At 66.0% G+C, this 24985-nt stretch carries 23 protein-coding genes and 1 pseudogene; 14 read left to right on the top strand and 10 right to left on the bottom strand.

Annotated elements, in window-relative coordinates; genetic code table 11:
- Positions 1-5: 5 nt before the first annotated feature.
- The 8 genes and pseudogenes from EV665_RS10685 to EV665_RS10650 form a co-directional block, all read right to left on the bottom strand.
- Positions 6-677 carry a cysteine hydrolase family protein gene (locus EV665_RS10685; protein WP_133034082.1) on the bottom strand — a complete coding sequence of 224 codons (672 nt, stop codon included), beginning with the start codon at positions 675-677 and terminating at the stop codon, positions 6-8.
- Positions 674-1702, bottom strand: a complete 1029-nt coding sequence (locus EV665_RS10680) for a branched-chain amino acid ABC transporter permease (RefSeq protein ID WP_133034081.1) — start codon at positions 1700-1702, stop codon at positions 674-676. Before EV665_RS10680 ends, EV665_RS10685 begins: the two co-directional genes overlap by 4 nt.
- Positions 1703-1714: 12 nt before the next feature.
- Positions 1715-2605 carry a branched-chain amino acid ABC transporter permease gene (locus tag EV665_RS10675; protein ID WP_064332955.1) on the bottom strand — a complete coding sequence of 297 codons (891 nt, stop codon included), beginning with the start codon at positions 2603-2605 and terminating at the stop codon, positions 1715-1717.
- Between the two features lie 5 nt (positions 2606-2610).
- On the bottom strand, positions 2611-3318 hold the full coding sequence (locus tag EV665_RS10670; protein WP_133034080.1) for an ABC transporter ATP-binding protein: 708 nt from the start codon (positions 3316-3318) through the stop codon (positions 2611-2613).
- Entirely contained in the window at positions 3311-4045 is a 735-nt protein-coding gene (locus tag EV665_RS10665) for an ABC transporter ATP-binding protein (RefSeq protein ID WP_133034079.1), read from the bottom strand. The genes EV665_RS10670 and EV665_RS10665 overlap by 8 nt, the downstream gene beginning before the upstream one ends.
- 52 nt (positions 4046-4097) lie before the next feature.
- Complete coding sequence (locus tag EV665_RS10660; protein WP_133034078.1) at positions 4098-5270, bottom strand: ABC transporter substrate-binding protein; 1173 nt, start codon at positions 5268-5270, stop codon at positions 4098-4100.
- A gap of 121 nt (positions 5271-5391) precedes the next feature.
- Positions 5392-6042 (bottom strand): cysteine hydrolase family protein, encoded by a 651-nt coding sequence (locus EV665_RS10655; protein WP_162853029.1) that lies wholly within the window; start codon positions 6040-6042, stop codon positions 5392-5394.
- Positions 6032-6848: pseudogene (locus tag EV665_RS10650) on the bottom strand (N-formylglutamate amidohydrolase). Before EV665_RS10650 ends, EV665_RS10655 begins: the two are co-directional and overlap by 11 nt.
- 147 nt (positions 6849-6995) lie before the next feature.
- On the opposite strand from EV665_RS10650, the gene EV665_RS10645 reads away from it, so the two are divergent.
- The 3 genes from EV665_RS10645 (at position 6996) to EV665_RS10635 (ending at position 9511) form a co-directional block, all read left to right on the top strand.
- Positions 6996-7892 (top strand): MurR/RpiR family transcriptional regulator, encoded by an 897-nt coding sequence (locus EV665_RS10645; RefSeq protein WP_064332961.1) that lies wholly within the window; start codon positions 6996-6998, stop codon positions 7890-7892.
- Positions 7882-9195: a type I glutamate--ammonia ligase gene (locus tag EV665_RS10640; RefSeq protein ID WP_133034076.1), complete on the top strand. Its 1314-nt coding sequence runs from the start codon at positions 7882-7884 to the stop codon at positions 9193-9195. Before EV665_RS10645 ends, EV665_RS10640 begins: the two co-directional genes overlap by 11 nt.
- Positions 9196-9277: 82 nt before the next feature.
- Positions 9278-9511 carry a DUF2171 domain-containing protein gene (locus EV665_RS10635; protein ID WP_064332963.1) on the top strand — a complete coding sequence of 78 codons (234 nt, stop codon included), beginning with the start codon at positions 9278-9280 and terminating at the stop codon, positions 9509-9511.
- 63 nt (positions 9512-9574) lie between these two features.
- On the opposite strand, the gene EV665_RS10630 is transcribed toward EV665_RS10635, so the two are convergent.
- Positions 9575-10336 carry a DeoR/GlpR family DNA-binding transcription regulator gene (locus tag EV665_RS10630; protein ID WP_133034226.1) on the bottom strand — a complete coding sequence of 254 codons (762 nt, stop codon included), beginning with the start codon at positions 10334-10336 and terminating at the stop codon, positions 9575-9577.
- 230 nt (positions 10337-10566) lie between these two features.
- Between EV665_RS10630 and EV665_RS10625 the strand changes: the two genes are divergently transcribed.
- From EV665_RS10625 to dmeF, 7 genes are all read left to right on the top strand, one after another.
- Positions 10567-11532 carry an ABC transporter substrate-binding protein gene (locus EV665_RS10625; RefSeq protein WP_133034075.1) on the top strand — a complete coding sequence of 322 codons (966 nt, stop codon included), beginning with the start codon at positions 10567-10569 and terminating at the stop codon, positions 11530-11532.
- Between the two features lie 94 nt (positions 11533-11626).
- Positions 11627-12646, top strand: a complete 1020-nt coding sequence (locus EV665_RS10620) for a quaternary amine ABC transporter ATP-binding protein (protein ID WP_064332965.1) — start codon at positions 11627-11629, stop codon at positions 12644-12646.
- 4 nt (positions 12647-12650) lie between these two features.
- Positions 12651-14684, top strand: a complete 2034-nt coding sequence (locus EV665_RS10615; RefSeq protein WP_133034074.1) for an ABC transporter permease — start codon at positions 12651-12653, stop codon at positions 14682-14684.
- Entirely contained in the window at positions 14684-15595 is a 912-nt protein-coding gene (locus EV665_RS10610) for a choline/ethanolamine kinase family protein (RefSeq protein ID WP_133034073.1), read from the top strand. Before EV665_RS10615 ends, EV665_RS10610 begins: the two co-directional genes overlap by 1 nt.
- The gene (locus EV665_RS10605) at positions 15592-18033 is read left to right on the top strand and encodes a GcvT family protein (protein ID WP_133034072.1); all 2442 of its coding nucleotides are present in this window, start codon (positions 15592-15594) and stop codon (positions 18031-18033) included. The genes EV665_RS10610 and EV665_RS10605 overlap by 4 nt, the downstream gene beginning before the upstream one ends.
- An 89-nt stretch (positions 18034-18122) precedes the next feature.
- Positions 18123-18395, top strand: a complete 273-nt coding sequence (locus EV665_RS10600; protein WP_133034071.1) for a metal/formaldehyde-sensitive transcriptional repressor — start codon at positions 18123-18125, stop codon at positions 18393-18395.
- Positions 18396-18482: 87 nt separating this feature from the next.
- On the top strand, positions 18483-19475 hold the full coding sequence (gene dmeF, locus EV665_RS10595; protein WP_133034070.1) for a CDF family Co(II)/Ni(II) efflux transporter DmeF: 993 nt from the start codon (positions 18483-18485) through the stop codon (positions 19473-19475).
- Between the two features lie 14 nt (positions 19476-19489).
- Here dmeF and EV665_RS10590 read toward each other — a convergent pair whose 3' ends face one another.
- Positions 19490-20131, bottom strand: a complete 642-nt coding sequence (locus tag EV665_RS10590; RefSeq protein ID WP_064332971.1) for a class I SAM-dependent DNA methyltransferase — start codon at positions 20129-20131, stop codon at positions 19490-19492.
- Between the two features lie 80 nt (positions 20132-20211).
- Here EV665_RS10590 and EV665_RS10585 point away from each other — a divergent pair, with 80 nt between their 5' ends.
- From EV665_RS10585 to EV665_RS10570, 4 genes are all read left to right on the top strand, one after another.
- Positions 20212-21117, top strand: coding sequence for a phosphotransferase family protein (locus EV665_RS10585; RefSeq protein ID WP_162853028.1), 906 nt, complete (start codon positions 20212-20214; stop codon positions 21115-21117).
- A gap of 205 nt (positions 21118-21322) precedes the next feature.
- Entirely contained in the window at positions 21323-22351 is a 1029-nt protein-coding gene (locus tag EV665_RS10580) for a substrate-binding domain-containing protein (protein ID WP_133034068.1), read from the top strand.
- A gap of 101 nt (positions 22352-22452) precedes the next feature.
- Positions 22453-23973: a sugar ABC transporter ATP-binding protein gene (locus tag EV665_RS10575; RefSeq protein WP_133034225.1), complete on the top strand. Its 1521-nt coding sequence runs from the start codon at positions 22453-22455 to the stop codon at positions 23971-23973.
- Between the two features lie 22 nt (positions 23974-23995).
- Positions 23996-24985 (top strand): ABC transporter permease, encoded by a 990-nt coding sequence (locus EV665_RS10570; RefSeq protein ID WP_162853027.1) that lies wholly within the window; start codon positions 23996-23998, stop codon positions 24983-24985.

The raw sequence follows: 24985 nt of genomic DNA, 5'->3' as shown, positions 1-24985 counted from the left end.
TCTCCCTATTCCTTGAAGAAGGTCAGGACCTCGTCAAGCTGGACGACGTGGCAATAGATCATGTTGATGATCTCCAGCTCCCGCCGGTGCAGCTCGTCCGTCGCCGCCGCGCCGCAATCGTCGACGACGACCACGCCGAAGCTTTCATCCGCCAGGCTGCGCACGGTGGAGGAGACGCACTGGTCGGTGAAGATGCCGCAGCAGATGACGTCCTTGATGCCCATATTGTGGAGGATCAGGCGGAGGTTCGTGCCGGTCAGCGCGCTGTCGGTCGTCTTGGTGATGACGATCTCGTCGGGACGCGGTTCGAGTTCCGGCACGACCTGGCCCTCGGGCAGGTCCTTCGGCAGAAGCAGGTAGTTGAAGCCGGGCTTCTTCTGGCTCAGCGAGCGATCGCGGCCGTCCGGCTTCAGGCAGGCGATGCGGGCGAAGATGACCTCCACCTTGCGCTTGCGGCATTCCTTGATCAGCCGTGCGGTGTTCGGGATCACCGTTTTGCGCATGCGATCATAGAAGGGCTGCCAGCGGGCGGTCTCTTCCGGCGTGTCCTTCGGATCGAGATAGGTGTTCTGGATGTCGATGACGAGTAGCGCGGTCGTCTGCGGATCGAGCACGATGTCGTCCGGCGCCTCCGCGTTGGCGTAGTAGAAGGAACGGTAGGCGGTCTTCCAGCTCATGCAACTGTCTCCTTCTTGCGGCGGGCGCGGGTGAGGATGTGGCCGATCTCGCGGTTCGGGAAGAGGCCGCCGGGCTTGACGATCATCACGGCGATCATGGCGAGCGCCAGCACGATCTCGGTGAGGCCGACGACCTGGCCGGCGCCGATGGCGGTGGCGTTCAGCGCGCTTTCGGTGCCGCGAAGGCCTTCATAGGCAAACGTGATGAGGATCGTGCCGGCGACGGCGCCGGTCACCGTGTTCGCCCCGCCGATCACCAGCATGGTGATGATGAGGAAGGTCTCCTTCAGGTAGAAGGCCTTCGGCGCGAAGGAGGTGATGAAATGGCCCCAGAGAGCGCCGCCGATGCCGGCGATGAAGGCGGCGAGGATGAAGGCACGCCAGCGCAGGTGCGGGATGTTCGCGCCGAGCGCGGCGGCGGCGACCTCGTCCTCTCGGGAGGCGCGGAGCAGCTTGCCGGTGCGCGATTCCTTGAAGAGCAGCGCGACGACCACCACGACGGCCGCGACGATGGCGGCGATCGGCAGGTCCGTTGTCTTCGGCAGGCCGAAGAGCGTGCGCGGGCCGTTGGTGAAGGCGCTCCAGTTGTTCATGACGGTGTAGAGCACCACGAGCAGCGCAAAGGAGGTGATGACGGAGGCCGCATCCGAAAGCCGCATCAGCGGATAGGCGACGACGGCCGCCACGACCGCGGCAAGCACGCCCGCAGCCAGCATGGCCAGCAGCGGCGAGATCTCCACCACCTTCATGAAGTCGTAGAGGTCCGGCAGCGCCATGCCCTTCATCTGGGCCGGGATGGTCAGCACGGCGGAGGTGTAGGCGCCGAGGCCCATGAAGCCGATATGGGCGAAGGAGAGCAGGCCCGAATTGCCCATGAAGGTCTGCAGGCCGACGACGAGGACCAGCGAGATCAGCAGGTTGGTGGCGATCCGGTCGTAGAGGCGGATGCCGATGAGCTGGCTGCCGATGGCGATGGCGGCGATGACGGCGATGAGGATGAGGGCGGTGAGATAGGAATGTTTCATGGTCTCCGCTCCTCAGGTCCGCTGTCCGCTCGCCGGGCCCTTGATGAGGCCCTGCGGGCGCCAGAGCAGGATCAGGATGACGAGGCTGAAGGTGAAGGCGTCGCGGAACTTCAGGAGATCCTGCGACAGGGTGTAGTTGAGCGTCGTATCGATCAGCGCCAAGAGGAAGCCGCCGACGACGGCGCCCGGAAGGCTGCGCATGCCGCCGATCACGGTGGCGATGAAGGCGACGAGCAGCGGCTCCAGCCCGACGCCCGGCACGACCGTGCCGATGCGGCCGATCCACAGGATGCCGACGACGCCGGCGAGGAAGCCGGAGAGGGCGAAGGCCGAGGAGATGATGAGGTTCGCCGGCACGCCGAGCATGCGGGCCATGGTGAAGTTGGTCGCCGCCGCGCGCATGGCGATGCCGAGCGTCGTCCTGCGCATCAGGAAGGCGACGGCGGCGAGCAGCACGATGGAGGCGGCGATGGTGATGAGGTTGCGCACCGGCGTGATCGCGCCGCCGATCGAGACGGTCTGGGAGAAGATGTCCGGCAGGGGCACGTTGCGCGGGCGCGGCGAGATGAAGAGGAGGGCGGCGTTCTGCAACAGGTTGGAGAAGGCGAAGGAGGTGATCAGCACCGCCGTCACCGATTTGGCGCGCACCGGGCGGAAGGCGGCATAGTCGGTGAGGATGCCGAAGAGCACCGCCATGGCGACGGCGAGTGCGGCCATGACGAGCCAGGGCAGGCCCGAGCCGCTGGAAAGATACATGGTGTAGCCGGCGACCATGATGAGTTCGCCATAGGCGAAATTCACCAGCCGCAGGATGCCGTAGATGATGACGAGGCCGAGCGCCATGAGGGCATAGGCCCCGCCGAGGCTGAGGACGTCGATGACGAACTGGATCGCGAAAGCCATCGGAATCAGCCTCCCAGATAATGTGCGCTGAGATCGCTTCCCGAGCGGATCTCCTCGGCGGTGCCGGATGCGACGATGGCACCGAGCCGCATGACATAGGCGCGGTCGGCGACGGCGAGCGCCTGGTTCACGTTCTGCTCGACGAGCAGGATGGTGAGGCCGGACTTTTTGAGTGTCTCGATCATCTCGAAGATGCGCTCGACGATCGCGGGCGCGAGACCCAGCGAGGGCTCGTCGAGGAGGAGGACGCGCGGGCGCGCCATCAGCGCGCGGGCGATGACGAGCATCTGCTGCTCGCCGCCCGAAAGCGTGCCGGCCGGCTGGTTCGACCGCTCGGCGAGGCGCGGGAAGAGCGTGTGCAGCCTTTCGAGGTTCTGCCGGTTGCCGGCCTGGTCGCGCCGGTGGATATAGGCGCCGAGCATGAGGTTTTCGGCGACCGTCAGGTCCGGGAAGACGTCGCGGGTTTCCGGCACGGTGGCAAGGCCGGCACGGATGACCTGCTCGGGATTGGCCGCGGTGATGTCCTGGCCTTCGAGCACGATCGAGCCGCCCGCCGCCTTCAGCGCGCCGGCGATGCATTTGATGGTCGAGGATTTGCCCGCGCCGTTCGCGCCGAGCAGGCTCACCAGCTCGCCCCTGGCGACGGTGAGGCTGATGCCGCGCACCGCGCGGATCGTGCCGTAATTGACGGAGAGGCCGGTGATCTCAAGCATGGGCCGCCCCCTTGCCGAGATAGGCCTCGATGACATCAGGATGGCTGCGGACATGGGCGGCGTCCCCTTCCGCGATGGTGCGGCCGGAGGCGAGCACATGCAGCCGGTGGCAGAGGCGCATGATGAGGCCCATGTCGTGATCGATGATGAGAAGGCCGAGGCCGCGTTTCCTCGGCAGTTCGGAGAGGGTGTGCAGCAGGGTTTCCGTCTCCGCGTCGTTCATGCCGGCGGCGGGTTCGTCGAGCAGCAGGAAGCGCGGTTCGGCGGCGAGCGCCCTTGCGATCTCGACGCGGCGCTTGTCGCCGTAGCTGAGGCTCTCGCCCAGCTCGTCCACCTTCGCCGAGAGGCCGAGTTCGTCGAGAAGGCTTTTCGCGCGCTCGGTGGCGGCCCCGCGGGAGGCGCCCTTCGCCAGGGCTGCGGCCTCGACGTTCTCCAGCACCGTCATCGTGTTGAAAAGGCGCACGATCTGGAAGGAGCGGCTGACGCCGGCAAGGGCGATCCTACGCGGCGAGAGGCCGGAAAGGGTTATGTCGCCGGCGGTGATCGTGCCGCCCGCCAGCTTTACCTGGCCGGTGATGGCGTTGATGAGCGTCGTCTTGCCCGAGCCGTTCGGACCGATCAGGCCGACGACCTCGCCGGTGAGGACGGAGAGCGACACATGGTCGAGGGCGCGGAGGCCGGTGAATTCCACCGACACGTCGTTTACCGCGAGGCGCGTTTCAGACATGGCTTTTCCGAAGGTGATGGGCCGGCTTTGGCGGCCGGCCCGTAAAGTACGATCAGGGCTTCGGCAGGGATTCCGGCTTGCGCCAGCCCACGAAAGTCGGCTTGCCGCCCTTCAGCTCGATGAGCGCCGCCGCCTTGTTCGGAACGTGGCCCTCTTCGGCCGTGCCGTAGTCGAGGTCGCCGGTCAGCAGCTTGAACTGGCCATCTTCCAGCGCCTTGGCAAGCGCGCCGCCTTCCGTCGTGCCGGCCGCCTTGATCGCCTCGGCGATCATCATGATCGTGTCCCAGCCCGTCGAGACGAAGGACGTGTCCGGGTCGTTGCCGAACATCTCCTTGTAGAGACCGATGAACTTCTCCATTTCCGGGTCCGCTCCCGTTCCCATCCAGGTATGGGTGACGAAATAGACGTCGTTGCCGAACTTTTCGCCGAGCGCCTCGTGCATCGCCGGGTCGTCATAGGCATCGCCGCCGAGGATCGGCGCGTCATAGCCGACTTCGCGCAGCGCGCGGATGATCACGCCGATATCCGTGCCGTAGGACGAGACGAAGATCACGTCCGGCTTCTTGCCGAGCGCCTGGAGACGCGCGAGCTGGGCGGAAAAGTTGTTGTCGCCGTTCGTATAGGTGTCTTCCAGGATGATCTCGCCGCCATCGGCCTTGAACTGCTCGACGAAATACTTCGACAGCGACTTGGTGTAGGCGATGAACTGGTCGGTGACGACATAGGCCGTCTTCCAGCCCTTCTCCGTGAAGGCGAAATCGGCTGCCGTCGCGCCCATCGTGGTGTTCCACATGGAGAGCGTGAACTGCTTGTCGCCGAGCGACCAGGAAGAGTAGAGCGGATCGGAGGCGCAGGTCGAGATGCCGACGAGGCCGGCCGACTGTGCCTCGCGGCTCGCCGGCGAGCCGAAATCGAAATCGCAGGGCGCGACGATGACCTGCGCGCCCTTGTCGATCAGCTCGACGGCGACGTTGCCGACCGTCACCGGATCGGACTTGCCGTCGATGTTGATGAACTCGACCTGCTTGCCGAGCACGCCGCCATTGTCGTTGAGATATTTCACCGCGACCTGCGCGCCGTTGTAGCCGGGCGTGTCGAGCGGGGCCTGGATGCCCGTCATCGAGAGCGCGCCGCCGATGACGATCTTGTCGTCCTCGGCAAAGGCCGCGGAGGCGGCGAGCGCAAGGCTTGCGGCCGCCAGAAGCAGTTTGGAAGTCTTCATCATGGTCGTTCCCCTTTTTGATGCCTTTCGGCAGTGAAGTGTCGCGCGGCCCGGCCTTTTGTTGTGTTCTGCGGCCCGCTTTCGGATGCTCCTCGTTTCCGTCCCGTCGGTTCGTCTGCGGGCTTTACTGCCCGATCTCCTTCAGCAGCGCATCGGTCGAGACCTGCCGGCAATAGCCCTTGATGGCGCTCAGCGAGGTGTCGTGGCGCTCCTGCGAATAGGTGCCGCAGGCATCGGGCACCAGCGTCACGAGATAGTTGAGGTCGCAGGCATCGCGCACGGCCGATTCCACGCACTGGTCGGTCAGAAGTCCACACAGCACGAGTTGTTTTACGCCGAGATTGCGCAGGATGTAGTCGATATGGGTGGAGACGAAGACGCTGGACGAGCTCTTCGGGAAGACGATCTCGTCCTCCAGCGGCGCCAGTTCGTCGATGACCTTGCCGTCCCACGAGCCCTTCGGCACGTTGAAGCCGGTGATCTTGTAGTCCAGGCTGCGGTCGCGGCCGTCCTTCGTCAGGCTCTCGATCGTCGTGTGCAGCACCTCGATGCCGGCCTTGCGGAAGCCGGCGATGAGGCGCTGCATGTTCGGGATCGCGACCTCGTGGATGCGCTTGAAATAATAGCCGTATTTTCCCGCGATATCGGCGTCGGAAACATCCTTGAACTCACCGCCCTCGCGGCGCACGGAAAAGTTCTGCACGTCGATGAAGAGGATGGCGGAGGCGGCCGGATCGAGCGGCACGTCGCGGGTGGTTGGATGGTCAGCGGCCATCAGGCGTTTCCTTCGAGGCTGTCTGCCGCAAGGCGGAGGGGGCCGGCGAGGCGGCCTGCCCATTCCTCTTGCCCGCGGGCATCGTTGATGAGGTCGTTGCGCACTTCCAGAAGCACATGCGCTATGCCGCGCCGCTCGCCGTGCACCGGGATCGTGTAGTCGGAGATGTCGTCGACGTGATAGGGTGCGTTGAGCTTGACGGTGACGTCCGGATTGGCGGCGCGGAACGTCTGCGCAAGCCGCTCGGCAAGGCGGGCGTCGCGGTTGTAGAGCAGGCCGAGTTCGAAATCCCGTGTGGCGCCCGTTGCGCGCATGACCGGCGTGAAACTGTGCACCGAGACGAGGAGGAGCGGCCTTCCGCTCGCCTGGCGCTGGTCGAGCGCTGCGGCGATCGCCTCGTGCAGCGGCTGGTGGATTTCCACGAAGCGGCAGCGGCGGTCGAGATCGCTGATATCGGCATTTGCCGGCACCGGCGTGCCGTCGCTCTCTTCGACGACGCAATCCTTCGCCTCGAAGGGCCGGTTGCAGTCGATGACGAGGCGGCTGTAGCGCTGCAGGATGAGCGCGGCGTCGAGGCGCTCGGCCAGGCTGCGGGCGACGCCCTCCGCGCCGACGTCATAGGCGATGTGGCGATCCATCTCCGCGGCGGGAATGCCGAGATCGCCGAGCGCAGCCGGGATGGCGCGGCCGGCATGTTCGCAGGTCAGGAAGATCGACGAGGCGCCGGCAGGGTTGATCCGTTCCACCGGCTCCGGGTCGCCCGTCTGCAGCAATCTGGTCGTGTCGCGGTCTGCGAACCTGAGCATGGAATGGGATCCGTAACGGGCCCGGCGGGTCGGGCTTTCCTGACAGGCAGTCAAGGAAATTTTTCGATCATAGTCAATTGCATTTTTCCGTTTGACTAATTTTTTTCATGGCGCGAATATCCGAACCAATCAGGGGAACGAACGCCAATGAGCGATGGGAAATCGTCGACGACGATCCGCACGAGGATCCGCGATGCCGCAGCGCAGCTCACCGCCAGCGAGCGCAAGATCGCCAATGCCATTCTTGCCGATTATCCCTTCACGGGCCTCGAAAGCATCCAGGAGCTGGCGGCCAAGACCGGGGTCAGCGCACCCTCGATCACCCGCTTCGTCAGCAAGATCGGCTGCGGCGGCTTCCAGGACCTGCAGCGCCAGTTGATCACCGAATTGAAGGAAGGGCAGCGCTCGCCGCTCGACCTGAAATCGAGCCAGAAGCCGGTCGGCCATTCGGAATTCCTGTCGGAATATGTGGCGCGCGTCTCGGCGGTCATGCAGGAGATGACGGCGACGGTGTCGCAGGCGCAGTTCGACATTCTCGCCGACCTGCTCGCCGATCCCTCGCGCAACATCTTCCTGCTCGGCGGGCGCGTCAGCGACAATGTCGCCGCGTTCCTGTCGATCCACCTGCGCCAGATCCGCAGCGGCATCTACCACATGTCCGACAATCCGGAAATGTGGCCGGAGCACGTCTTGCGCATGCGCAAGAAGGACGTCGTGCTGCTGTTCGATTTCCGGCGCTACCAGCTCAGCCTCGCGCGCCTTGCCGAGACGATCGCCAAGAAGCGCGGCGCGACCATCGTCGTCGTCACCGACAAGTGGATGTCGCCGGCCGCGCGCAGCGCCGATCATATCGTCGCGCTGCCGATCGATGCCGGCACGGCCTGGGATACGGTGGCCGCCGCCATGGCGCTGGTCGAGGCGCTGATCGTGCGCGTCTCGGAGGCCGACTGGGAGGCGACGCAGAAACGCATCAAGGATTGGGACGGCATCCGCTTTTCGATGCCGGGTTATGACCAGATCAACGGGGACGCCGATGAAACGTGAGGAAATGATGGTCGCCTGCTGCGGCGACCTTTCTGGCAAGGTGCGCGGCAAGGCCTTTCCGCTGGCACAGATGGACAAACGCCTGAAGCGCGGCGTCGGCTGGACGCCGACCAATGTGCAGATCACCTGCTTCGACAACATCGCCGAAAGCCCGTTCGGCTCGCTCGGCGACCTCGTGCTCATTCCCGATCCCGCGACACGCGTCAGCATCGAGAGCGAGGAGGGGGCGCCGAACGAGAATTTCGTCATCGGCAACATCCGCTATACCGATGGCCGGCCGTGGGAGTTCTGCACGCGCTCGATCCTGGAAACGGCGCTCGATCGTCTGCAAAGGGTGGCGGGCGTTACGCTCTACGGCGCCTTCGAGCACGAGTTCCAGATCAAGCACCTCGTCTCCGATATCGGCAAGGCCTTCACGCTCGGCGGGTTCCAGGAGGAGCGGCATTTCTGCGAGGCGATCATCGCGGCGATGCGGGAGGCGGGCGTCACGCCCGACACCATCCTCAAGGAGTTCGGCGCCGGCCAGTTCGAGGTGACGATGGGTCCGCAGAAGGGCGTCACCATCGCGGACCATTCGCTGATCACCCGCGAACTCGTCGGCCTCGTCGCCCGCGAGCTCGGCTACGACCCGACCTTCACGCCGATCCGCGATTCCGCGGGCGTCGGCAACGGCGTGCATGTGCATATGAGCATGCTGGATGCGGCCGGCAATCCGGTCACCCATGACCCGGCCGGCAAGCACGAACTCTCCGATGTCGCCGGAAAATTCGTTGCCGGCATCCTGAAATATCTTGATTCGATCATTGCCATCACGGCGCCGAGCGTCGTCTCCTACCTGCGCCTCACCCCGCATCGCTGGAGCGCCGCTTTCAACAATCTCGGTTTCCGCGATCGCGAGGCCTCGGTGCGCATCTGCCCGGTTTCCGACATCAGCGACATCGCCCGCGCGGCCCAGTTCAACTTCGAGTTCCGCGCCGCGGACGGCGCGGCCAATCCGCATCTGGCGCTCGCCGCCATTGTGCATGCCGGCGTGCAGGGCATCGAGGAGGGGCTGGCCGTGCCGGAGGCGACGCAGGAGGACCTGTCGCTGCTGGGCGTCGAGGCGCTGGCCGCGCGCGGCTATGTGCGCCTGCCGCAGACGCTGGAGGCCGCGCTCCAGCGGTTCCGCGGCAATGCGACGGTCTGCGGCTGGTTCCCCGAGGGCTTTGCCGACGTCTATGTCAAGCACAAGGAAGGCGAGATCGCCTATCTCTCGGGCAAGACGCAGGCGGAGATCTGCGCCGCCTACGAAAGCGCCTACTAGCCACAAGGTCCTTGGGCGCGGGGAACCACGCACGGCTCCCCGCGTTCCTTTCGGGTGAATTTGACCTGAAAGGAGAATTTCCATGGTCGCTGCAAGCGAAATTCGTGAACATATGGAAGTCCGCGCCGCCGATGGCAGCCATGTCGGCACCGTCGACCACATGGAAGGCGACAGCCGCATCAAGCTCACCCGGAGCGATTCGAAGGACGGCCAGCACCACCTGATCCCCCTCGACTGGGTCGATCATGTCGACGCCCATGTCCATCTGAACAAGGACGCACAGGAAGTCGAAAGCCAGTGGTCGACGATGAACTGATCGTCCCGTCTCTCGGCAGGATCCAAAGCGGTTCGGTGGGATATCCGCCGGGCCGCTTTTTCGTCAGCGCGCCAGCGTGACGTTGACGCCGGCCGCCTTCAGCGAGGCGGAGACATCGCGGGGCGGCACCTTGTCGGTGAAGAGATCGGTCAGCATGCTGAATTCGCAGACGCGCACCAGCCCCTGCCGGCCGAACTTCGTGTGGTCGGTGACGACGACGGCCCGTTTGCCGCGCGTGACCACGGCGCGCGCGAATTCCGCTTCCTCCAGGTCGTAGTCCATCACGCCGATCGCGGCATCGATCGCGCCCGTGGAAATGACCGCATGGCCGACGGTGAAATGGTTGATGAACTCGATCGCCGAGACGCCAAAGGCCGCGCCATTGTCGCTGCGCAGCTCACCGCCCGCCATGTAGACGCGGTTGTCGTTGACCGTCGAAAGCGTGCGCGCGATGTCGGAGGAGTTGGTGACGACCGTCAGCCGCCGGTGGCCGAGCAACTCGCGGGCGAGGTAGCTCGTCGTCGTGCCCGTATCGAGCATGATCGAATCACCGTCGCGGATCGTCGCGGCCATGGCGACGGCGATCGCCTTCTTCGCCTCGCTGTTCTCGCGCATGCGCTTTTCGAAGGGCGCTTCGCCCACCACGGAGGGCAGCGCCACGGCGCCGTGCATCTTCAGCACGGTGCCGTTCGTCGTCAGCGGCTTGATGTCCCGCCGCACGGTTTCCAGCGAAACGTCGAGTTTCTTGGCGAGGTCGGCGATCGTCACCGTGCCGTCCTGCTGGAGCAGCCTCAGAATGTCGTTGTGGCGTTTGGAGTGGTTCATCGTCGTCGTGTCCGCATGCGTTTCCTGCTTCATAATCCTAGACGGATCATCTGGCAAGAAAGCCGCAAATTCGGTCACAAAGGCAGAAAAAGCCACATTTCAGGATTGACAGCCGCTTTCATCCAGCGTGTGATCGGCTCCGTGCGCAGGCCGACAGATACAAAAGTACGGGGAACGGCATCCGGCGCATCAGAAAGCATCGACTTCAAAGTGCGACCGGGAGATCACGCATGTTTCAACCTATTCGCCTGTCAGGACTGTTCGCCGCGACGCTGTGCCTGTCCGCGGCCTTCACGATCGCGCCCGCGGCGGCGCAGGAATCCACCGATCCGATCAAGCTGACGCTGCACGACTGGACGGGCCAGCTCATCACCACGGAAATCATGGGCGAGGTGCTGAAGAAGGCCGGCTATTCCGTCGACTATGTCCAGGCCGACTATCTCGCGCAGTTCGCGGGCCTGGAGACCGGCGACCTGCACGTCGCCATGGAGATGTGGGAGACCACCGGCCGCGACGCGATGGACGCCGCGACGGCCACCGGCAAGGTCGAGAATTTCGGCGAGACCGGCATGCAGGCCAAGGAAGAGTGGTGGTATCCGGCCTATATGAAGGAGAAATGCCCCGGCCTGCCGAACTGGGAAGCGCTGAAGAGCGAAGCCTGCGCGGAAGCCTTCTCGATTCCGGAGACCGCGCCAAAAGGCCGGTATCTCGGCGGCCCCGTCACCTGGGGCGGTTTCGACGACGAGCGCGTCGAGGCGCTGGACCTGCCCTTCGAGGTGATCCATGCCGGCACGGACGCCGCGCTCTTCGCGGAGCTGGAAAGCGCCTACCAGCGCCAGGCGCCGATCCTGCTGTGGATCTATGCGCCGCACTGGGCGCCGGCCAAGTACCAGGGCGAGTGGGTCGAGTTCCCGCCCTATTCGAAGGAATGCTACGAGGACCCGGCGGCCGGCGTGAACCCCGATGCCGCCTATGACTGCGGCAAGCCCTTCGGCCCGATCTGGAAGGTCGGCTGGTCCGGCCTCAAGGACAAGTGGCCGGGCGCCTATGCCGCCATCAAGGCGTTCAATGTCAACAATGACGAGATGGGGGCGATGATCACCAAGGTGGACCTCGACGGCAAGAAGGTCTCCGAGGTGGTCGCCGAGTGGATGGCGGCGAACGAAGCGCGCTGGTCCGACTGGATCAAGAAGTAGCGCGCAAGGCCCGGCCCTCCGCCAGCAGGGGAGGCCGGGCGCCTTTCGTGCGGTCCCATAGGGACCGCGTTTCGATCACGCGACCGGAATGACGATGGCCTCTAGCGAACCGAAACTTGTCTGCCGTGGCGTCTGGAAGATCTTTGGCGCAGGCGGCAGATCCCTGGCCGGCCCTTCGGCCGCGCGACTGACGAGCGCTGAGCTGCGCGCGGCCGGCGCCGTCGGCGCGGTGCGCGACGTCAATATCGAGGTGCGTGAGGGCGAGATCTTCGTCATCATGGGCCTGTCCGGCTCGGGCAAGTCGACGCTGGTGCGCTGCCTCTCGCGCCTCATCGAGCCGACCTCCGGCGACATCCTCTTCAACGGCGAGAACCTCCTGGCGGCAAGCGAGGCGCGGATGATCGAGATCCGCCGCCACCAGATGGGCATGGTCTTCCAGCATTTCGCCCTGCTGCCGCACCTCACCGTGCTGGCGAATGTCGCCTTTCCGCTGGAGATCCAGGGCATTGAGCGGGCAGCGCGCGAGGAGCGGGCGCGGCGCATGATCGACCTCGTCGGCCTTTCGGGCCGCGAGAACGCCTTTCCGCGCGAGCTCTCCGGCGGCCAGCAGCAGCGCGTCGGCATTGCCCGCTCGCTCGCCGCCGAGCCGGAGCTCTGGTTCCTCGACGAGCCCTTTTCCGCGCTCGACCCGCTGATCCGCCGCGAGATGCAGGACGAGTTCCTGCGCCTGCAATCGGTGCTGAAGAAGACCATCGTCTTCATCACCCACGATTTCGACGAGGCGATCCGCCTTGCCGACCGCATTGCCATCATGAAGGACGGCGAGATCGTGCAGGCGGGCACGCCCGAGGATCTCGTGCTGAACCCGGCGACGCCCTATGTGGCGGAGTTCACGCGCAGCGTCGCCCGGGCCAAGGTCGTCAAGGTGGCCGCCCTGATGCGGCCGCTGAACGGCACGCTGCCGCCGACCTCGATCCGCGCGAGCGCGCCGGTGGCCGAGGCCGCGCCGCTCTTCTCGCAAGGCGCGGAGACGCTGGCCGCCCTCGACGGGGCGGGAACGCCCGTCGGCCTCATCGACCGCGCGGCGGTCGTCGATGTGATGATGCGGGGCTGACGACATGGGCGCGTCCTTCCCCGTCCTCCAGCCCGTCTCCGAGCCGATCCCGGAAAACCCGGCCGCGCGCGGTGCGGCGCGGGCGCGCTGGCCGTGGCCGCTCGCGCTCGCCCTCTTCGTCCTCTTCTGGCAGTTCGGCGAGGACTTTGCGAAATCGGCCTTCTCCTATCCGCGCGCCTTCGAGATCCCGGCGGCGCGCTGGATCGGCAGGGCGACGAAATGGCTGGTGGACGAGGCGAGCTTCGGCCTCTTCACCTTTACGGACCTTACCCGTTTCCTCGCCGAGATCATCGACGTTCCCTACCGGGTGGCGCTCGGCCTCCTGTCGAGCGGCCTCCTGTCGGGGCAGGGCTCGAGCGCCGTGCAGCACCTGCCGCCGCTCTCCTGGCTCGCGGTGCTCGCCATCGTTGCGCTGATCGGCCACCATGCCGGCGGCGCGCGGCTCGCCGCGCTCGTCACGGCCTGCTTCGGCTTCCTCGTCATCTTCGGCCAGTGGACGAGCGCCATGGTGACGCTCGCCTCCATCGTCGTCGCCGTGCCGATCGGCGTGGTGGCCGGCCTCTTGCTCGGCCTTGCCGCCTGGCGCTGGTCTTTCTTCGAGCGGGTACTGGTTCCCGTTCTCGACCTCATGCAGACGATCCCGGTCTTCGCCTATCTCGTGCCCGTGCTCGTCTTCTTCGGCTTCGGCCCGACGGCGGCGATCGTCGCGACGCTGATCTATGCCCTGCCGCCGATGGCGCGCGTCACCATCCTCGCCATGCGCTCCGTGCCGGCGGAGATCCGCGACCTCGGCAACATGGTCGGCTGCAGCCGGCGGCAGATGACCTGGAAGGTCATGGTGCCCTCGGCCAAGGACAGCCTGATGGTCGGCGTCAACCAGGTCATCATGCTTTCGCTGAACATGGTCATCATCGCCTCGATGATCGGCGCCGGCGGCCTCGGCTTCGACGTGCTCGCCGCGCTCCGCCGCCTCGATATCGGCGCGGGCCTCGAAGCGGGGCTCGCCATCGTCGCGCTCGCCGTGGCGCTCGACCGGTTGAGCCAGGCCTATGCGGAAAAGGCCGGCCGGCCCGCGGCCGGTCTCCCGGCAAGCGGCGGCCTCGTCTCCCGACACCCCTATCTCCTCGCCGCGCTCGCCATCGTTGTTGCGACCTTCCTCGCCGGGCTTGCCGTGCCCGCGCTCCAGAGTTTCCCGGAAAGCTGGCAGGTCTCCACCGGCACCTTCTGGTCCGAGGTGGTGCGCTGGATCAACGTCAACTTCTTCGACACGCTGGAGGCGATCCGCAACGTCATCCTCCTGAACATCCTCGTGCCGCTGAAGCGGCTGCTCGGCGACCTGCCCTGGGCCGGCGTCGTCGCGCTGCTGGCGCTTTCGGGCTACCGGCTGGGCGGCCTGCGCCTTGCCGCGCTGGTCGGCGCGCTGTCCTTCCTGATCGCGGCGACCGGGCAATGGGAGAAGGCGATGATCACCGTCTATCTCTGCGGCATCTCCGTCGTCTTCGCCTGCCTCATCGGCGTGCCGCTCGGCATCCTGGCGGCCGAGCGCGAACGGCTGTGGCGCTGGCTCCAGCTCGTCATCGACACGCTGCAGACACTGCCCTCCTTCGTCTATCTCATGCCCGTCGTCATGCTGTTCCGCGTCGGCGATTTCACCGCGATGATCGCCGTCGTCGCCTACGCCGTCGTGCCGGCGATCCGCTACACGGTGCTGGGGCTCCAGCGCGTCGATCCGCGCGTGGTGGAGGCGGGCCGCGCCATGGGCTGCACGCAGAGGCAGATCCTCGCCAAGATCAAGCTGAAGCTGGCGCTGCCGGAAATCCTGCTCGGCCTCAACCAGACGATCATGTTCGCCCTCTCCATGCTGGTCATCACCGCACTGGTCGGCACGCGCGACCTCGGGCAGGAGGTTTATATCGCGCTCACCAAGGCCGATACGGGCCGCGGCCTCGTCGCCGGCCTTTCGATCGCCTTCATCGCCATCATCGCCGACCGGCTGATTTCCGCCGGCGCGAACCGCATCCGCGAGAGGGTGAGCTGATGGAGGGCCATGTCGAGCCCAGCCGCGCCGTCGAGGACCGCATCCGCGCTCTGCCCTGCTGGGCGGGCCGCATCGAGATCGCGCCGCTGAAGGGCGGCATCAGCAACGAGAGCTATCTCGTCAGCGATGCGGCGGGGCGCCATGTCGTGCGCTTCGGCCGGGACTATCCCTTCCACCATGTCTTCCGCGAGCGGGAACTGATGACGGCGCGGGCGGCCCATGCGGCCGGCTTCGGCCCGGAGGTGCGCTATGCCGAGCCCGGTGTCATGGTCTCGGCCTTCCTCGGCGCGAAGACATTCGGCGCCGCGGATGTCGTCGCCGAGCGGCGGCGCGTGGCGGACCTGCTGCGCCGGTTCCACGACGAGATGCCGCAGGAGGTGAGCGGCGCCGCCTTCCTTTTCTGGCCCTTCCATGTGGTGCGCGACTATGCCCGCACGCTGAAAGAGGGCGGCAGCCGCATGAAGCCGCACCTTCCGGGCTATCTGGCGCTTGTCGAGGAACTGGAGGCGGCACAGGCGCCGCTGCCCATCGTCTTCGCGCACAACGACCTCTTGCCGGCCAATATCCTCGACGACGGTGCCCGGCTCTGGCTGATCGACTTCGAATATGCCGGCTTCTCCACCGCCATGTTCGACCTTGCCGGCGCCACCTCCAATGCCGGGCTTTCGCCCGACGAGGCGGAGGATTTCCTCGCCGCCTATTTCGCCGGCGCGCCCGACCCGGCGATCCTTCGCTCGCATGCCGCCATGCAATGCGCCTCGCTCTTGCGCGAGGCGATGTGGAGCATGGTCTCCGAACTCCATCTTGCAGCGCCCGGCGCCGACTATGTCGGCTACACGGCCGAAAATCTCGATCGTCTCGACGGGGCGCTCGACCATTACAGAACAAAATACGGGAAACACGCCAAATGACCCTGCCATCCCATGCTGAGATCGTTGTCATCGGCGGCGGCATCATCGGCTGCTCGACGGCCTATCATCTCGCCCGCGACCACAAGGCGAACGTGATCCTCCTGGAGCAGGGCACGCTGACCTCGGGCTCGACCTGGCATGCGGCCGGCCTCGTCGGCCAGCTCCGCTCGTCGGCATCGATCACCCGGGTGCTGAAATATTCCGTCGATCTCTACAAGGGCCTGGAAGCCGAGACGGGCCTTGCGACCGGCTGGAAGATGACGGGGTGCCTGCGGCTTGCCACCAACCAGGACCGCTGGACGGAGTTCCGCCGCCTCGCCACCACGGCCAAGAGCTTCGGCATGGACATGCACCTTTTGACGCCGCAGGAGGTCAAGGCCATGTGGCCGCTGATGGAGGTCGGCGACCTCGTCGGCGCAAGCTGGCTGCCGACGGACGGCCAGGCGAGCCCCTCGGACATCACCCAGTCGCTCGCCAGGGGCGCGCGCATGCACGGCGCGAAGATCGTCGAGAACGTGCGCGTCACGGGCTTCGACATCGAGGACGGCCGCATTCGCCGCGTGCGCACGACGCTGGGCGACATCGCCTGCGACAAGGTGGTCAACTGCGCCGGCCAGTGGGCGCGGCAGGTGGGCGCGATGGCCGGCATCAACGTGCCGCTGCAGCCGGTCAAGCATCAGTATATCATCACGGAAACCGTGCCGGGGCTCGCCACCGATGCGCCGACGATCCGCGATCCCGATCGCCGCACCTATTTCAAGGAGGAGGTCGGCGGGCTCGTCATGGGCGGCTACGAGCCGAACCCGCAGCCCTGGACGACCGGCGACGTGCCCGACGAATGGGCCTACCGGCTGTTCGACGACGATTTCGACCATTTCGAGCAGCATATGGTGGAGGCGATCGCCCGCGTGCCGGCGCTGGAGAAGGTCGGCGTCAAGCAGATGATCAACGGGCCGGAGAGTTTCACGCCCGACGGCAACTTCATCCTCGGGGTGGCGCCGGAATGCAGCAACATGTTCGTCGGCGCGGGCTTCAACGCCTTCGGCATCGCGTCCGGCGGCGGGGCGGGCTGGGTGCTGGCGCAATGGGTCGTCGACGGCGAGGCGCCGCTCGACCTCTGGGTGGTCGATATCCGCCGCTTTGCCGGCATGCACCGCGACCGCCAATGGGTGCTCGACCGCACGCTGGAGGCCTATGGCAAGCACTATACGATCGGCTTTCCGCACGAGGAATACGAGAGCGGCCGCCCGCGCGTCGTCTCGCCGCTCTACGAGCGGCTGAAGGCGCATGGCGCGGTGTTCGGCTCCAAGCTCGGCTGGGAACGGCCGAACTGGTTCGCGCCGAAGGGCATGGAGGCGCGCGACGTCTATTCGATGGGAAGGCAGAACTGGTTCTCGACGGTCGGCGACGAGCACCGCCATGTGCGCGAGGCCGTCGGCATCTTCGACCAGTCCTCCTTCGCCAAATACGAGATGACGGGGCCGGACGCGCTGAAGGCGCTCGACTGGATCTGCGCGAACGATGTCGGCAAGCCGGTGGGGCGGCTGACCTACACGCAGCTTCTCAACACCCGCGGCGGCATCGAGGCGGACCTGACGGTGGCGCGGCTCGCCGAGGAGAAATTCTACATCGTGACCGGCACGGGCTTCCGCACCCATGACCTCGGCTGGATCGCCGATCATCTTCCCGGCGGCCTCGACGTGACGCTTCGCGACGTGACGGAAGATTTCGGCACGCTCTCGCTGATGGGGCCGAAGGCGCGCGAGGTGCTGGCTGCACTTGCCGACACCGATGTCTCCAATGCCGGCTTCCCCTTCGGTCATGTGCGGGAGATCGTGCTTGCCGGCCATGTCGTGCGGGCGCTGCGTGTCACCTATGTCGGCGAGCTCGGCTGGGAGCTGCATGTGCCGATCGAGGCCATCGGCACGGTCTTCGATGCGCTGATGACGGCGGGCGCTCCGTTCGGTATCCGTCCGGTCGGCTATCGCGCGCTGGAATCGCTGCGTCTCGAAAAGGGTTACCGCGCCTGGGGGGCTGACATCACACCGAACGACACGCCCTTCGATGCCGGCCTCGGCTGGGCGGTGAAGCTGCGCAAGAACACCGATTTCCTCGGCCGCCGGGCGCTGGAGGCGCTGCAGGGTGAAAAGCGCAAGAAGGCGCTGGCCGGCTTCACGGTCGACAATCCGGACATCGTGCTCGTCGGCCGCGAGACGATCCTGCGCAACGGCGAGCCCGTCGGTTACCTCACCAGCGGCGGCTACGGCTATACACTCGGCAAGAATGTCGGCTACGGCTATGTGCGCCGCGCCGAGGGTGTGGACGACGATTTCCTGACGGGCGGCGACTACGAGCTCGTCGTCGCCATGGAACGCACGCCGGCGAAGATCCATCTCGAACCGCTCTACGACCCGGCCGGTGCGCGCGTGAAAGCCTGATCCTGCGGCAGGGAAGGCCTCCGGACCTTTCCGGATCGGCCAACCTATAGTATACCCCCCTATGCTATGGATTCGAAAGGCGACCCCGCATGAGTCACACCATCCAGCAGAAGGACAAGCTGATCGCCCGGGTGCGCCGCATCCGCGGCCAGATCGAGGGCATCGAACGCGCGCTGGAAGGCGAGGCGGGCTGTGCGGAGATCATGCGCCAGCTCGCCTCCGTGCGCGGCGCGCTCGGCGGCCTGACGGCGGAGGTGATGGAGGATCATCTGCGCCATCATGTGATGGAAGCCGAGACGAAGGCAGGCTGTCTTCAGGGCGGCGAGGAGCTGATCGGGGTCATCCGGACCTACATGAAGTAGCGCAGGTCCCGCAGCAGGGCGAAGCAGCCTTGCCCCGGGCGCTGCCGAGGGCATTCGGTCCCGCCCGCCGCAACGAAAGGGAGTCCCATGGCAAACGATACGACGGCAAGGCCCACCCATGACCACGTCTTCCTCGGCGCCGACCACAGCCGCAACGAGCGCAGGGTCTGGCTCGTCATCGCGCTGACGGCCGGCATGATGGTGGCGGAAATCGTCGCGGGCACGATCTACGGCTCGATGGCGCTGGTGGCGGACGGCTGGCACATGTCCACCCATGCCGGCGCCATGCTGGTCGCGGCACTCGCCTACTCCTATGCGCGGCGGCATGCGCGCGATCCGCGCTTCACCTTCGGCACGGGCAAGCTCGGCGATCTCGCGGGCTTTGCCAGCGCCATCGTCCTCGCCTTCATCGCCCTGCTCATCGGCTGGGAAAGCGTCCTGCGCCTTGCCGATCCGGTCGAGATCCATTTCGGTCAGGCGATCGCCGTGGCCGTCGCCGGCCTTGCGGTGAACCTTGCCAGCGCCTGGCTGCTGCGGGACGACCATGCGCATCACCATCACGGCCATCACGCTCACGGCGGCCATCATCATGACCACGATGACCATCATCACCATGACGGCCACGATCACCACCATGCGCATCACCACCCGCATTCGGCGCGCGACAACAACCTGCGCGCCGCCTACCTGCATGTGCTGGCGGATGCGCTGACCTCCATCCTTGCCATCGTCGCGCTGCTGCTCGGCCGGAGCTACGGCTGGCTCTGGGCCGATCCGGTGATGGGCGTCGTCGGGGCGCTGGTCATCGCCCGCTGGTCGTGGAGCCTCATCCGCGAGGCGGGCGGCGTGCTGATCGACGCGGTGCCGGAGGGCGGGGCGCTGGCGGAGGATATCCGCACGGTGCTGGAACGCGGCGACGAGCACATCACCGACCTGCATGTCTGGCAGGTCGGTCCCGGCCATCACGCGGCGATCGTCTCGCTCTCATCCCCACACCCGAAGGCGCCGTCCGACTACAAGGCACGGCTTGCCCATCTCGGCGGGCTGTCGCATGTGACGGTCGAGGTGCAGCCGGCCTGACCGGCGGCGCTGCCTCAGGCGTGGCGCAGCACCTTCAGCACCACACCGCGGCTCGGCACGGTGCCCGTCTCGCCGGGCATCGAGACATAGGGCGCGGTCTCCTCGGCCCGCGCGAGGATGCCCTCGCGCTCCAGGGCCGCCAGCCGGTCGGAAAAGCCGTCGTTCCACAGCGTGTTCTTCACCGTCAGGACGAGGACGCCGCCCGGCCGCGTGATGCGGATGAGTTCCGGCAGGCCCTCGACGCCGACATGGCCGGAGGTGAAGACGCCGGCCGAGACGATGCCGGCGAAATGCCCGTCCGGAAAGGGCAGGGGGTTGCCGAGGGCGGCGCGGTGCAGGGCGGCATAGACGGCCTTCGCCGCCGCCCGCTGGAGCATGCCCTCGGAGATGTCGAGGCCCTCGACATGGGCATAGCCGAGGATCGCCAGCCATTCGCCGATGAGCCCGGTGCCGGCGCCCGCATCGAGCAGGGGCGCGGCGCCGCGCGGCAGGTGGCGCGCGAGGAGCGCGACGCAGATCGATGGATGGCGGTAGCCGGCGCTCGCCATGTCGGCGTCGTAGGTCTCCGCCCAGCCGTCGTAGAGGGCCGCGACCTCCTCCGTGCCGCTTGCATTGTAGACCGCGCCGAGTGCACCCTCATGATGTCCGTTTGCCATGGCCTTCCCTCATGTTTTGATGATGATAGCGAAAGGCTGAAATCTGTGAAACCGTCGCGGACGGCCAAAAGGAGGTGTTCATGAGCGAAGAGCGGCAGGCCCTGGATGCAATCGCGAAAATTCCCCTTCTGGAAGGGTATGACGGCCCGGTTGAACGGCTCGGCGGCCTCACCAATCTCGTCTTCCGCGTCCGCGACTGGTGCCTGCGCGTGCCCGGCAGGGGCACGGAGGAATATATCGACCGCGGCAACGAGGCCGTTGCGGCGCGGGAAGCGGCGCGGGTCGGCGTGGGGCCGGAGGTCTTTCATGCGGATGCGGCGAGCGGATTGATGGTCACCCGTTTCATTCCCGGCGCGACGACGATGACGCCGGAGGGCTTCAAGTCCGTCGCCGGCGCGCCGGCGCGGGCGGGTGAGGCCTTCCGGCGCCTGCACGGCAGCGGCGTGGTCTTTCCGGCGCGCTTCGAGCTCTTCCAGATGATCGACGACTACCTTGCGGTGCTCTCCACCAAGGATGTCGCCCTGCCGGAAGGCTATCACGAGGGGCTGCGCGAGGCGGAAACGGTGCGCGCCGCGCTCGCCGCCCATCCGCTGCCCGTCGTCGCCTGCCATTGCGATCCGCTCTGCGAGAACTTCCTCGATACGGGAGACCGCATGTGGATCGTCGACTGGGAATATTCCGGCATGAACGACCCGATGTGGGACCTCGGCGATCTCTCGGTCGAGGCGGAGTTCGACCGCGAGCAGGAGGAAGCGATGATCCGCGCCTATTTCGGCGGCGAGCCGAAACCGGCCGAGCGCGGCCGCATCGTCATCTACAAGGCGATGTGCGACCTGCTCTGGACGCTCTGGGGGCTGATCCAGCTTGCGAACGGCAACCCGGCTGCCGATTTCCGGGCCTATGCGGACGGGCGCTTTGCCCGCTGCCGCGCGCTGATGGCCGATCCGGTCTTTGCCGCGTCGGTGGCGGCCGTCGCGAAGGGATGAAAGATATTTCAGCCGTCGGGCTTGATTTCATGATTTGGATATGAAATATATTTCATTGTCTGAATTATATTGACACTCCCTCTGCTTTGCGATTAGCTGCCCATACCGGACTTCGAGGAGGAATTCCGGTCTTCACGGAGATCACCGGCGTCGGAACGACGCCCACGGGCTTTTTGGGAGGGGCTTTCGCCCCGGAGGAGGATACTTGCGCACTTTTCTGACGACGACCGCGTTGGCGGTCCTTGCGACGACGCTTTTTGCCGGTTCCGCGGCGGCCGAGACGGAAAACCCGTTCCGCTGCAAGCCGGGCGAGAAATACGTCATGAATGTCATGGTCTCGGGCGTCGAATACTGGTTCCCGGTCTATGAGATGTTCAAGCAGGCCGGCCAGCAGCTCGGCTGCGAGACGGAATATACCGGCACGCCGGAATATGACGTCAACAAGCAGATCGCCACCTTCGACCAGGCGCTGGCGCAGAACCCGGCCGGCATCCTCGTCCATCCGATGAACTCCGATCCGTTCATCGAGCCGATCAACCGCGCCATCGACCAGGGCACGGCGGTCGTGACCTTCGCCGCCGACTCGCCGCTTTCCAAGCGTGTGTCCTTCATCACCTCCGACAACACCCGCGAAGGCACCTATGCGGCCGATGCGATCGCCGAGAAGATGGGCGGCAAGGGCGAATATGCGGTGCTCGAAAACCCCGGCCAGGACAACCACGACAAGCGCATCGCCGCCTTCATCGCCCGCATGGAGGAGAAGTGGCCGGACATGAAGCTGGTCGGCCGCGCCGCCTCCAACCAGGATCCGACCAAGGCCTATCAGGGGCTTTCCAGCATCATCCAGGCCAATCCGAATCTCGGCGCGGTCTTCATGCCGGAAGCCAACTCCGCCATCGGCGCGGCACAGGCCAACAAGGAGGCCGGCGGCAAGGTCCTCGTCATGTGCGCGGACGTCAACGCCAACATCCTCGACATGATCAAGGCCGGCGAGGTGTTCGGCTCGATCAACCCGAACCAGGGCATGCAGGGCTATATGGGCTTCATGCTGCTGTGGCTCGCCAAGCATCCGGAACTGATCGACCCGATGAACGATGCCAAGCGCTCGGGCTTCAACCCGATGAGCATCCCGGTCGTCGACAATGGCCTGTCCATCGTGACGGCGGAAAATGCCGACGACTTCTACTGGGACAAGTACCTGAAGCGTCGCGGCACCAAGGGCATCGAGGAGTAGTATCGGCGGCTCATGCCTTTGGCCGCTTCCACTGTGGCTTCCCCCCTCTGCCCTGCCGGGCAGAGGGGGGAGCTATGGACGACGATTTGGAAGGAAAGACGATGGCGGAGCCGGTGCTCACCATTCATGGCGTGACCAAGCATTTCGGGGCGGTGAAGGCGTTGACCGAGGTCGACTTCACCCTGGAACGCGGCGAGGTCCATGCGCTCTGCGGCGAGAACGGCGCCGGCAAGTCGACGCTGATGAACATCATCGCCGGCGTGCTGCAGCCGACCGAGGGGGAGATTCGCGTCGACGGCAAGGCCGTGCGCATCGCATCCCCTGCCGCCGCCCAGGCGCTCGGCATCGGCCTCGTCCACCAGGAGATCGCGCTCTGCCCGGATGCGAGCGTGGCGGAAAACATGTTCATGGCCGCCACCAACCGTCGTCGCTCGCCCTTCATGAACTACCGCGCCCTGGAGCGCGATGCGCAGGCCGTGATGAACCGCCTTGCCGCCATCGACGTCCGCCGCAAGGTGGCGGACCTTCCGATTTCCAGCCAGCAGTTCGTCGAGATCGCCAAGGCGCTGACGCTCGACTGCCGCGTGCTGATCCTCGACGAACCCACCGCCGCCCTCACCGAAACCGAGGCGCAGCAGCTCTTCTCCATCATCCGCGACCTCAAGGCGAACGGCATCTCGATCATCTATATCAGCCACCGCATGGCCGAGATTTTCTCGCTCTGCGACCGCGTGACCGTTTTCCGCGACGGGCGCTATGTCTGTACCGACCGCATCGCCGACATCACGCCTGACGATGTCGTGCGCCGCATGGTGGGACGCGAGATCACGCAGCTCTATCCGGACAAGCTCGACACGGAGCCGGGCGCGACGATCCTCGAAGTCGATCGCCTCGGTGACGGCGACCGTTTCCACGACATCGGCTTCACCCTGCGCAAGGGCGAGATCCTCGGCATCGGCGGCCTCATCGGCTCCGGCCGCACGGAGATCGCCGAGGGCATCTGCGGGCTGCGGCCGCACACCGTCGGCACGGTGCGCCTGCACGGCGCGGCGCAGGCGATCCGCTCCTATGCGGATGCGGTGAAGGCCGGCATCGTCTACCTCTCCGAGGACCGCAAGGGATCCGGCGTCTTCCTCGACCTTTCCATCGCGCAGAACATCTCCGTCCTGGACCTTAAGTCGCTGACGAGCCCGCTTGGCCTGCTCAACGGCCGTGCCGAGGCGGTGCTGGCGGAGGACTTTGCGAAGCGCCTCGCGGTGCGCATGGGCGGTATCGATGCGCCGGTAAAATCGCTCTCGGGTGGCAACCAGCAGAAGGTTGCCATCGCCAAGCAACTCGCCGTTAAGCCGAAGGTCATCCTGATGGACGAGCCGACGCGCGGCATCGATGTCGGCGCGAAGACCGAAATTCACCGCCTGCTGCGCGAGCTTGCGCGCGCGGGCATCGGCATCCTCGTCATATCCTCGGAAATGCCGGAGCTGCTCGGGCTCTGCGACCGCGTGCTCGTCGTCCGGGAGGGACGCATCGCGGGGGAACTCGGCGCAAGGGAAATGACGGAGGAGGCCGTGATCCGGCTCGCTTCGGGCCTGGGCACGGTAAGGGCGGCAAACCATGCCGCGTGAGAAGAAACTGGGAGAGACGGGAATGGCAATCGACACGATGGCGGCAGGCACGCCGAAGACATCGTCCTTCAGGCGCATCGGCACCATGCGCGAGGCCGGGCTGATCGCGATCATCCTCGCGCTCTGCGTGATCATGAGCTTCGCCTCGCCGCACTTCCTGACGCTCGGCAACTTCCGCGCCATGCTGATGAGCTTTTCGGTGGAAGGCATCGTCGTCGTCGGCATGACGATCCTCTTGATCGTCGGCGGCATCGACCTTGCGGTCGGCTCCGTCGTCTGCTTCGCGATGGTGCTGTCCGGCTCGCTGTTCCTCGCCGGGCTCGATCCGTGGACGGCCTCGCTGATCGGCATCCTCGCCTCGGGCGCCATCGGCGCCGCCATGGGCTTCTTCGTGACGGTCATCGGCCTCAACCACTTCATCACGTCTCTGGCAGCCATGGTGATCGTGCGCGGCCTCTGCCTCATCATCACCAAGGGCACGCCGCTCTCGCTCTTCACGCTGCCGGCCGGCTTCAAGGCCGTGGGGCAGGGCACCTTCTACGGCGTGCCCTATGTCATCCTGATCTTCGTCGCCGTCGTCATCCTGTTCGATTTCCTGCTGCGCCGGGCGACCGCCTTCCGCAAGGTCTTCTATACCGGCAGCAACGAAAAGGCCGCGCTCTATTCCGGCATCAAGACCAACCAGGTGAAGTTCTGGGTGACGGTGCTGTGCTCGACGCTCGCCGGTGTCGCAGGCGTCATCTACATGTCCCGTTTCGGCGCCGCGACCCCCACCTTCGGCGTCGGCATGGAGCTCAACATCATCGCGGCAGCGGTGATCGGCGGGGCCTCGCTCAATGGCGGCTCGGGCACCATCCTCGGCGCCATCCTCGGCATCGCGCTGCTCTCGGTCGTCACCTCCTCGCTGATCCTGCTCAATGTCTCGGTCTACTGGCAGGACATGATCAAGGGCTGCATCCTGCTCGCCGCCGTCTCGATCGACCATTTCCTGCACAAGCGGAAGGTCGCCTGA

It is taken from the genome of Shinella granuli, from assembly GCF_004341885.1.
GTDB lineage: Bacteria > Pseudomonadota > Alphaproteobacteria > Rhizobiales > Rhizobiaceae > Shinella > Shinella granuli.
The sequence above is the reverse complement of the archived record's forward strand: the minus strand, read 5'-3'. Positions and strand labels throughout refer to the sequence as shown.